Raw genomic sequence first — 10,109 nt, forward strand, 5'->3', positions numbered from 1 at the left:
CGGTGTTAGCTGCTGTCTTTGGGATACGCAAATTCCACGTCACATAGTCCCGTCTGGACAGAAGACGCACTTCCCGGGCTTGTCGGGCTAACACAAATGTATAAGCCGGTAGTTAAACGGCCGCCGGCACCGACCGGCCGACCTCAGAACCAGTCAATCTGGTCGATCGTCAGTCCATTGCCTGTGCCTAACGTGGAGGTTTGCGACATCGCCTATGTGCGGCACCCTCGTAGTTCCGGTGGTTTAGAGATACTGGAGTAGGTGGCTGGCGATAGCCTGACCGAGTGGAATTGGAACCGCATTGCCGATTTGGCGGGCAATAGCGGTTTTAGATCCAACCCACCGATAGCCATCTCCGAATCCCTGAATACGAGCTGCTTCGTGGTGAGTTAGTGCACGATCCTCCGTCGGATGCAAGTAACGCCCTTTCTCCGGCTTGAAGAATTCTGTCCTAATCGTGACCGACGGCTGGTCCCACGATAGACGCCCCATAACATCGCCCGATCCGCTTTTGTGCTTTCTCCAGCAAGGAGATAAAAGATGGTCGGGAATGTCGAACCTACTACCGCCTGGCGGAATATGAATAAATCGTTCTCGAGAGCGCTTCTCATAGCGGCGTGTTAGGTGCAACTCGGAAGTACGAAATGTGCCAGGGAACTCCTTTCCCCAGAACTCCGTCCTCTGATTAGGGAGTTCGGTGCTTAGGACAGACTCCGGCAACCCTGTTAGTGCATCCTTAACCGTGCGCCATTGTGCGCGTGAGTATGTAGCATCGGGGAATCCCGGAAACGGAAGATCGCGGTGATGGCCAATTAGGATTACTCGTTTGCGTAACTGTGCCGCCCCATAGTTCGCTGCGTTGAGTATTTTTGCCTGAAATGTGTAGGCGCCCAACTTATTGCTAGGCTGGCAGAGGCGTTTGAACCTTGCAAAATGCTCCGATGTGAGGAATGCAGGTACATTTTCGAGCACGAAGTACTTGGGTTTCGCGCGAAGTATTGTCTCCGCATATTGGAGCCAAAGCTGGTTACGCGCGTCGAACGCATCACGTTTACCCAGTGCTGAAAAACCCTGGCATGGCGGCCCGCCTATGACAACGTCGGACTGTGGGACCGGCTCGTTTTTGAGCCAATCTTCGATTCGGCCAGCAAAGACAATTTCGTGCCCATGGTTCGCCGAATACGATGCAGCCGCTGCGGGGTCACTCTCCACAGCGCGCACAGTGGCGTAGCGGTCGGAAGCTCGTGTGAATCCTTCGCTCAGTCCGCCAGCGCCGCTGAATAAGTCGAGCAGCTGAATCTCGAGACCCGAAGCCTGCGAAGAGCGCGTACCCACATTAGGACGATAGCCGGCAGCTCCGACATATTCACGCAACGCGGCCGAAGTGATCTCGATCGAGCTGCCCGCGCTAACCTTGATTTGTGGTCAGCTCTGCGCGCACTGACTCTATGACATCCGCTCGGATGTCGCGTCAGCGCACACGGGATACCGACGCAGAACTCGGACTTCGGAAGCTGCTCCATGCGAAGGGGTACCGATACCGCGTTAACCGGCCGCTTCCAGGCCTTTCGCGCCGGCGCGCGGACCTCACGTTCTCCAAGCAGCGCACCATTGTGTTCGTCGATGGGTGTTTCTGGCATGTCTGCCCGCACCACGGGACCCGCCCGAAGCGGAATAGTGAGTGGTGGGCCAGGAAGCTCGCTCGCAACGTTGCGCGTGATCGCGAAACCGACGAGCATCTCGCGCTGATGGGCTGGAAAGTTGTGCGCGTGTGGGAGCACGAAACCGCTGCCGCTGCCGCGGAGAAGGTCGAGGCGGCGCTTTGGGCGGCGGCGCGTTGTTGATTACGAACCCAGTGTTCCAAGAGACCGACCCAGCTCGGAAGTCGTAGCAGCGTCGCGGATCACCCCTGCGCCTAGCGATATATGCAGCACCTCGAGGCCAACGGGTAACGGCTGATGCGCTGCTGCGCATCCGGTGGGGGTGCGGAGTAGTAGTAACCGATGGTTAACGTTGGCTTGTCAACTCATCATTCTGTCGGTAAAGTTAGCCGGCAGCTAACAGATCGGAGTGCGTCATGTCCCTTCATCAACGCTTGCAGGAAGCCATGCGGCGACAAGGAGTGAGTCAGGCCGATCTTGCACGTCGGTTAGGGGTTTCCGGAGCATCGGTGTCTGCGTGGGCGACAGGGTCAAAACGGCCAACCACGGAGAACCTCATCCAGATCGCCGACTTTCTCGGCGTCAGCCCCGGCTACTTGCAGTTTGGGGACCTCAGCGGTACGGCTGCAGACGGGCCTGAAGTTGCGCTCGAACGCGCAGAATATGACGATCAGCTGGGCTGGTACTGGCGTCCTGCGCCAAGAGACCATGGGCGGGAGTACGGCAATGCAGCTGGGTACGCCTTTGAACCCGATATAGGAACCTTGGCGCGTGAATCGGGTCAAAACATCTGTGACGAAAAACTCGCGGGCGAACCGACTGTAGAGGCACGCTACACCGTTGCTGAGCTGTCCGGCCCAGACCTCGGCGCATTTCTTCGACGTATCCGCTTCGATGAAGTACGTGAACATCTGGAAGCTGCGAGTCTGAGCAATCAGAAGGCCGGGTCGGTGATCTCGCGCGGTCTCGAACAGCTCGATGGTGGGGCGCTTACGTTCATTCGGATCGAAGACTTCCACGCTCACGGGCTGACTGGGCCAGAATTTCAGACCGGCCGATTCATGGCTGTCGTTCGAAACGTACTTGATTCACAGAAGAATGAGGGCGCAGGCGGCTCATTCGGCTTAGGAAAGGCGACGCTTTGGTCATCCAGCCAGTTTGGCCTTGTCTTGGTGAACTCGAACCTCTATGAGCCGGTCGACGGAAGGTCCGACGGCCGGCTGATTGGCCGAATTGACCTCCCTTGGCACGAGGTCGGCGGCGCGGAGTGGGCCGGCCCTGGCTGGTTCGGTATTCGCGATCCCGACGATCGAGGGAAACCTCCGGCCCGCACGATTTCGTATTGGGGGAATCACACCGCTGCGCGTGATCTTTTGCTCGCTCGTCCAGCTGGTGTCGCCGGGACCTCCTTTTTGATCGTCGGAGCCTACGATGCGTCAGGATCGGTCGAGGGGATCGAGGAAATTGCTGATCGCCTTGCTGAGAGTCTCGCCGACAATTTTTGGCCCGCGATGATTGATCGTAACGATGACGAGCCAGCGCGCTTTCGGGCCATTGTCCGGACGGAACGCAATGGCAAGCAGATTTCAGAATCCTATGTTAATCCGGCGCATTTCCAGCAGGCGCGTGTGGCGGCATTTTTGAAACACGTGAACGACGATGTGGTCGAGACGCTCGACCAGCCGGGCGATCTAGTTCGGCGGCGAATCACCCTGAAAGTTCCTAAGCGAGCTTCAGATCCTCAGCACGCGGCCACCGAACATGAAGCGACGCTACTCGTGGTGCAGGCGGATGATGAAACGGAGACTCGTCCCGCTACCGCTCCGGGCTCGATGACATGCCTACGTGGCAGCCACATGGTGATCCAAGAGCCCAGGGTGGGTGCGCTACCTGTTGGCGCTCGATCGTTTCACGCGATACTGCTTGCTGGCGAGGCGGCCGGAAACGATTCGGCCGATCGGGCCGCCGATCGCTTCTTGCGCGCGGCCGAACCACCCGCGCATAACAAGTGGACGGGTACCCCGGATGTCACCGCTAGCTATGCACGAGGAGGGCGCGCCGCAATCGACGCTTTCGAAGCCGAGGCAAAGCGGGCGATTCGCGACATTATTAAGCAACCTAGTCGAGATCTTTCGGACGGCCCGGAATCGCTCAAGGAGCTCCTCCGAATCGTCCCTCCGAAACACGATGGAAGGCGCCCTCGCGTCCGAGGAGTAAGGCACCATGACGTCAACAGCGAAGGCGCGTGGGTCATTTCGGACGCTACCTTAAGCCTCCCACCTCGGGATGATGGCCGTGGCTGGACCGTCAAGCCAGTACTGCGCTTCGGAACTGAATCTGGATCCGCGATCTCCGTGGGGTGGACCGAGTTAACACCTGTAAGCAACTGTGATCTGGATGCGGATGGCCGGCTAGTGATTCCCGCTCGCGCTCGCACGGCTCGTTTTTCGGCGATATCCGACCCGTCTACACATCCAGTCGGAGCACGCAGGGCCAAGGTCTTGATGGACGTACGGGTTTATGACGTGGAGGTGGATCAGTGAAGGAACTCTATCCGTACCAGACCCTCTTCGGAGATGTCATCGTCCAGGTCCGACGCGTTGCGATCGATGATGTGCCAGTCCGGGCGCGGATTGAACCGGATAGTCAAACCATTGACCTCACCCGTGTCGAACGGGCGGACTGGGAGCGCGCCAGTTTCGAGGTTGTCGTGACAGCACCGGCGAGCGAGATTGACGGCCTCCCTAATGCCACGGCGATTGCAATCCTTGAGTGCGGGCCCGCCAACACTCGGGTTGCGTTCGAGCTGGAACCCGAGCATCCCACAGTGGGTCGTTGGACGGGCGAGGTCACGTTGGAGCGAGATTACTGGTTTGGGTTGGCGGAGCTGCGGTGTGGCGTGGCAGCAACGGTTGACGGTGTGCCGGGGCGCATAGTTGGTTGGGCGAGCACGTGGAACCTCGCATTCGACGATCTTCCGGACCGGCCTACGGTGGGTGGAGCAATCCGTATTACTTGGCTGGACTTTACGAACCCGGGTGACCGCCCCTATCTCCGCCAGCACGCCGACAAGTATTTCTATATCTCGGTCGACCCGCATGAGCCCCAGCTTTTCCTGAATAAGGGATTCAGCGGCCTCGATGCCTTACTGGGGGATCGACCGCGCCGTGGACCAGCTGACCGAGCGCTTCACGACCAGACACGAGCATCGATAGCCGACAAGACATGGACGGCCCTTTTTAATGCGGCGTTGGATTTCGTTGACGTCGACGACGAAGAGATCCCGCAGTGGCCCGACGTGGAATGGCAACGCGTCGTGCTGGAATCCCTGCTCGCATCTATGTATCCCGACGCGTCATTAGATGAGGCGCTCAGTAATGCTTACGTTGCCCGTCACACAAAGGATGCTGGAGGTGCACTACAGGAACTGCTCGCACCTGCGGCGAGTGCTCAAGCGCGAGCGCCGCGCTTACTTAGAGACGGTATTCGCTTGCTGTCTAACGAGTTGGTTGAAGACGAGGAGGCGCCGCAATGAAGACATTGAGGTCTCTTGATCACACTGCTACGCAGATCGTCAGTGGACCAGGATTTCGGCTGGGGACCGAGTCGCCGTCCCTCAAGGACTTCGAGTCTGAGACTTCGCTCAGCCATCCTGTTGACCTCGACGCGGTCCGGGTATTTATCGATGAAGTAGAACAGCGGTTCGGGGACAATGGCACGGAAGCCGATGTCTGGCTAGCCCCGCGGCTGCACTATTCTCTTCGCCTGACGCGGCGTGAAGCCGCTGACCGTGGCTTGTGGCGTTGGCTAGCCTGCTGCTTCGCGCCGGAATACGTCCGATGGCGATGGGGACCTCCCGGGGGTTCCATCGACCCCGACAAGGCGGCGAAGACTGAGCGCTTCGTTGGGCCTGATTACAAGCATGCGCTAGCTCGGTTGTGGTGGATGGCTGAGCTTTTTCGTGACGGGCCAGACTACACCCCGGTTATGACCGCCCTGAAAAACCAGGATATCCCCAACAACTTGTTTCGAATGGACATAGCGCATCACCGTCCCACAGTTCTCGCTGCAACACGCGTCCTGGAGTCCCGGTCGGGGCGGGAAGCCAATGCGCTTGCCAAAGCTGTCAATGCGGCGGCTGGCACGCTGGTAATTGATCTCTTGGCTCCCGACGAACCTCTAGATCCTGACACCTTGAGGAGCTGGTTGAACGACTCGATCGACCCTAACCTCTACCTGGATGAGCTTCCGCCTGGGCCCGCCGATCCTGTGGCACCCCCACATGCCATCGCCCACATGGAACAGCTGCTCACTGAACTCCTTGCGGAAGCTCCGGTGCGGGGGCGAAGGAAGGATGAGAATACCAATTGAACAGTGCCAGAACAGGATCCAGAGCGGACTGAACTGAGTCGAGATGACACGACAGAGCGTGAGAGACACCACTCCGGAGCTAGAGCTGAGGCACGAGCTCAGCCGGCGCGGTCTGCAGTTCGAAGTCCACGGATGCCCACTTCCTGGGTTCCCGAGAGAGGCCGACGTCATCTTCTTCGCTGAACGTGTAGCTGTATTTGTGGACGGGTGCTTCTGGCACGGATGTCCGACACACACCCGCGGCATTCACCGCGCCGGATCGAGATGGCGGGATCGGATAGAGGAAAACCGTATCCGAGACTACGACACCAATGGACGGCTCACAGCCGCTGGCTGGGTGGTGGTGCGAGTGTGGGAGCATGAAAGTCCGGTGCTGGCGGCGGACCGTGTCGCCGAGGCAGTAGGCCTGCGAACCTCTGCTGAGGAACTGATTTGATGGTTGCAGCACCGCAGTCGCTGAATCAGTTCGCGAGCGATCTCGATGCCGACTTAGACACGGTTCTTATCAGGTACGGACTCAAGAGATCTTTCGATCTCCCGGCTCAGGTGCAAGGCGATCCGATCGGCCGCTTCGGCCGTGTGCAGAGGGCGCGTCGGGCGCAGGGTGCTGTCAAGGTTGCCCATACGTGCGCGGAGCGCCTCTGTGACGAGCAGTTCGTAGATTCCCGGATCCATATTCACCACGGTCGACCCTAGCGATGAGATGTCGGCGAAGGCCGCTTTGCTGCGAAAGGATCTGCCTTAGCGCCATGTCTCACCGCATGCTTCAATTCGTCATTATCCACCACGGCGGAAAGCTGATGTCGAGCCGCGCGGTTTGCTTGTAACCAACCCACGTGGGGACACCCTCGGGCTGACCGCGGTAGATGCCTCGCGCAGCCGCCACAACCCGGTCGTGCTGGGTAGGCCACTGCAACTCCTGCGCGATCTGTTCGAGGGCGTTGCGATCACGTTGCAGCACTCGATTAACGATTTGCACCGCTGGCAGCGCATTGCTCTTGTCGCCGTTACAGCGGGCGCAGGCCAGAACAAGATTCGCGAGGCCATCGATGCCCACCAACGACCATGGCAGCACGTGATCGATCGGATTTTGGGCAGACAGATGGGTGCCGCAGTAAAAGCAGTGCGGTCCGAATGCCTCCTTGAACGGCTCGCGCACGACAGCCAGGGCGCTGCGCTCCCGCCCGAACAGGTGCCCGGCCACGTCGGGCACCTCCGCGTCCAGGAACTTATTCATCTGACGCACGTCCTCGACCCACATGATCTCCAGCGTCGGTCGCAGCAGCCCGGCAAGCCGGGCAAGTCCGTGAGCGATACCTGGTTTGAGCACGATCGCATCGTCATGCTGGCGCAACGTTCGGCGCGAGATGTTCTCGCCCAGAAACGAATCGTCGTACAGGAATGGATCGCTGGTCGACGATCCGGGCAGCTTCTGCAGCCTTGGCAGCGGTTGCTTGGCCAGTGCGATGACAATCTTGTCGATAGCCTTCCGATAGGCCTCAGGTGTCCGCAGCATCGCGACCTCAAGTGACAGCGCGGTGTCGCCAGTGCGGGCCGCATCGCGTAACTCCTTGGTTGCATCGGTGATCCGCGCCTTCTTTCCAGTCCTGCGTTGCGCGAGTTCGTGTCCTTCGAAGGGCCGTACCTGACGCCAGTAGATCGCCAATACTCGATGCGCCAAGTCAGGGATGGGCACATGCAACGTATCCGTGGGCTGCTCGGGCAGGTTCTCGATGCAGTGTTCAATCAACGCCATCAGGGTTGCGAGCTTGTAGGTGGCGTCGCGTTGTCCGGTTTCGAGGATGGCCACAACCCGCTGGCCGAGCAGCAGCGGATCGACCGAATCATTGCCCATGGATGGCGTTCCGCCGTTTCGCACCAGCAGATTATCGCCCGCTGGCCTGAGTTTTTCGACGAAAGACGATGAGAACACGCTATCTTGGCGACCTATACGGCGGTGCCGATCGAGGGCCGGTCGTGCAGTCACTGAGTGTCTTTTTTTTAAGTCGGGCGCCTCATGGGCGTCGACATGGAGGCGAGGAGGTGAGGTATTTCTACGCAGCTGCGGTCGGAGCAACTCGATGACGACCTGCTTGAACGAATTCGGGCGGTCTTTGAGCAGCACACGGAGATCGAGACACTTACCAATAAACGGCCGAATCGACTCGAACGCTTCGACACGAGCGGGGTGTGGGTCGAGACCTCACGGTCTCAACGGCTCGGAACCGGGCCGCAACTTGTTCCGGCGTGGATGATCGTGGCCGCCTGGAACCGCTTGAAGACCAGAGGCGAGTTAAGCCACGATGACCTCCTCAACGAGCTCAACGTGAAACGCTCTGCCTTTGTCATGGCACTGCTAGCTCAGTTCCCTGACGTTGTGTTCCGGTCGACCTATCCCACTGTCATAGCCATCGCGCGCACGACGGATCAGCGATAGCCGGCGTTGGCTTGAGACCGTGTATTTCGCCAAGTTGTCGGCAACTCGCGTATTCCTGGCGTAATTGGCTTACCTTCGTGTGGTTGACACATTCATTCGGGGAGATCAGTCCGCGTGGAGGAGGGGATCGCGTTGGCCGCTGAGCTGACGAAGGAGGCTCGTATGGAGCGGCTCGTGGAAAAGACCCGACAACGGGTGCAGCAGGTGCCCACCTCAGCGCGGTTGCTCAAGCACATGCCGAGCAGCAAGTTGCGTGTTCTCGTCCGAGAAGCTGGTTACAAGCGGACTTCGCGTAGTTTCCTCGATGAGTTCGGCGAGCGCTTGCACGAGGTTGGAATCGACTTCAGTCCCGACCTCTTGGATGTCGATAACACACCTGATACGCGGATCTACTTCTTCGACGCCAAGCGGCCGGTAGAAGGTTTGCGTCCCGCCCGTCAGCTTTTCAACAAGGAAGCAGAGCTTGCGCACTTCCTTTGGGCGAACAAGCATTTCCTAGGTCAGGCGGTGCAGAATTTGCGGCTCAGGGATCGCGAAAAGAGGCTGGCGCCCGGCTCGCGTCCGGACATGGTGGCTTTAGATACCAAGACCGGGGAGCTCGTGGGAATCGAGCTGAAGGTTAAATGGCCGGACCAGGGGATTGTCGCGCAGGCGGCGAAGTACATGACGGCCCTCAAGAGTCAAGCTGAAGCTGACGGCCTGCGAGGCGCGCGTTTATTGATCATCACGGGCCAACCCAACGCGCAGCTGGCGAACCAAGTGCAGGTGCAGGCCGAAAGAATCGGCGTCAAATGTGAATGGCTGCTCTACAGCGTTCGCTTCGAGTTGAAAAGACCCTCACACAGCGGCTGAATGCTGTGCAGCGATTCTGCACGGCTATTGCGTCGTTGAGCACGATACGTCACTTCGTATTGCACCCCCGCTGCGACGTGCTGGCGTCCTAGCATCCCGAAGTAGGGATGCTTCCTGTCTGTGCTGGCCTTGGCTTGCTCCGCACGCCTGGGGATTGCAGGCGGCGCTCGAATTGGGCGTACCGGCACGAGGTCTCCGAAGGAGCCCGGAGTTGAACAGGTCAACCGCTTAAGGACGCCCCCTACCAGCGATACATGCACAAGGTGCACGTCCAAATGTCGTCGGTGACGCAACAACCTCGGGCGTCCTGCCACGGCGCGACCACGGCATCGAACGGCATCATGCCGAATAGCGCACGCTGAGTCTGCTGTCCGCCGCATTGCGGGCATACCGGATGGCCCGAGAACTTGTAATCCAGGAACGCCCGAAAGCTCTTTTTGGCCATGGTGCGTTGGCAGTTCGGACACAAGGCCGCCGGCCAGTCGACCGGTACGCGCGACAGCCTTGGTTCCTCGAACCAGTCATCGGTATCCGTCTGTTGCTCAACAGGTCCTGGGCGAAAGCTCAGCGACTCCACGGTCCATACGCCGACCTTGTCGCGTGCATCCTGGCGGCGCAATTTCAGCGCGGTGCCACAACCGTCGCACATGCCGTTGGAATCCAACAGCACCCTCGCCGCCGCCATCGACGAGCGCCCGAACCGATCCATCGGGTCTATGTCGAGGGTGTAGTCCTCGAGCGCGTCAATCAGTTGCGTGGAGGCTGGTCCCTCGAGAACCACGTAGCGC

Annotated in this window: 8 protein-coding genes and 1 pseudogene; 6 read left to right on the forward strand and 3 right to left on the reverse strand. The window is 59.4% G+C overall.

Features of this window, described 5'->3' with window-relative positions; translation table 11 throughout:
• Nucleotides 1-243: 243 nt before the first annotated feature.
• The gene (locus ABQE44_RS25530; protein WP_448432579.1) at nt 244-1,335 is read right to left on the reverse strand and encodes a DNA cytosine methyltransferase; all 1,092 of its coding nucleotides are present in this window, start codon (nt 1,333-1,335) and stop codon (nt 244-246) included.
• Nucleotides 1,336-1,448: 113 nt separating this feature from the next.
• Between ABQE44_RS25530 and ABQE44_RS25535 the strand changes: the two genes are divergently transcribed.
• The 5 genes from ABQE44_RS25535 to ABQE44_RS25555 all read left to right on the forward strand — a co-directional run bounded on the left by ABQE44_RS25535 (nt 1,449) and on the right by ABQE44_RS25555 (nt 6,468).
• Nucleotides 1,449-1,844: a very short patch repair endonuclease gene (locus ABQE44_RS25535; protein ID WP_448432581.1), complete on the forward strand. Its 396-nt coding sequence runs from the start codon at nt 1,449-1,451 to the stop codon at nt 1,842-1,844.
• Nucleotides 1,845-2,077: 233 nt separating this feature from the next.
• Nucleotides 2,078-4,204, forward strand: a complete 2,127-nt coding sequence (locus ABQE44_RS25540) for a helix-turn-helix domain-containing protein (protein ID WP_448432583.1) — start codon at nt 2,078-2,080, stop codon at nt 4,202-4,204.
• Nucleotides 4,201-5,196 carry a hypothetical protein gene (locus tag ABQE44_RS25545; protein WP_448432585.1) on the forward strand — a complete coding sequence of 332 codons (996 nt, stop codon included), beginning with the start codon at nt 4,201-4,203 and terminating at the stop codon, nt 5,194-5,196. The genes ABQE44_RS25540 and ABQE44_RS25545 overlap by 4 nt, the downstream gene beginning before the upstream one ends.
• A complete protein-coding gene (locus ABQE44_RS25550; RefSeq protein WP_448432587.1) occupies nt 5,193-6,032 on the forward strand; it encodes a DUF6339 family protein in 840 nt (279 codons plus the stop codon). Before ABQE44_RS25545 ends, ABQE44_RS25550 begins: the two co-directional genes overlap by 4 nt.
• Before the next feature lie 43 nt (nt 6,033-6,075).
• A complete protein-coding gene (locus ABQE44_RS25555; RefSeq protein WP_448432589.1) occupies nt 6,076-6,468 on the forward strand; it encodes a very short patch repair endonuclease in 393 nt (130 codons plus the stop codon).
• A gap of 330 nt (nt 6,469-6,798) precedes the next feature.
• Here the strand turns inward: ABQE44_RS25555 and ABQE44_RS25560 are convergent, their stop codons facing one another.
• Nucleotides 6,799-7,887 (reverse strand): DUF8808 domain-containing protein, encoded by a 1,089-nt coding sequence (locus ABQE44_RS25560; protein WP_427056212.1) that lies wholly within the window; start codon nt 7,885-7,887, stop codon nt 6,799-6,801.
• A 744-nt stretch (nt 7,888-8,631) separates the two neighbouring features.
• Here ABQE44_RS25560 and ABQE44_RS25565 point away from each other — a divergent pair.
• Nucleotides 8,632-9,321: a PDDEXK family nuclease gene (locus ABQE44_RS25565; RefSeq protein ID WP_448432591.1), complete on the forward strand. Its 690-nt coding sequence runs from the start codon at nt 8,632-8,634 to the stop codon at nt 9,319-9,321.
• A gap of 241 nt (nt 9,322-9,562) precedes the next feature.
• Here ABQE44_RS25565 and ABQE44_RS25570 read toward each other — a convergent pair.
• Nucleotides 9,563-10,109 (reverse strand): annotated as a pseudogene (locus ABQE44_RS25570) (hypothetical protein); the annotation flags it as partial.

Source organism: Mycolicibacterium sp. XJ2546 (assembly GCF_053483195.1).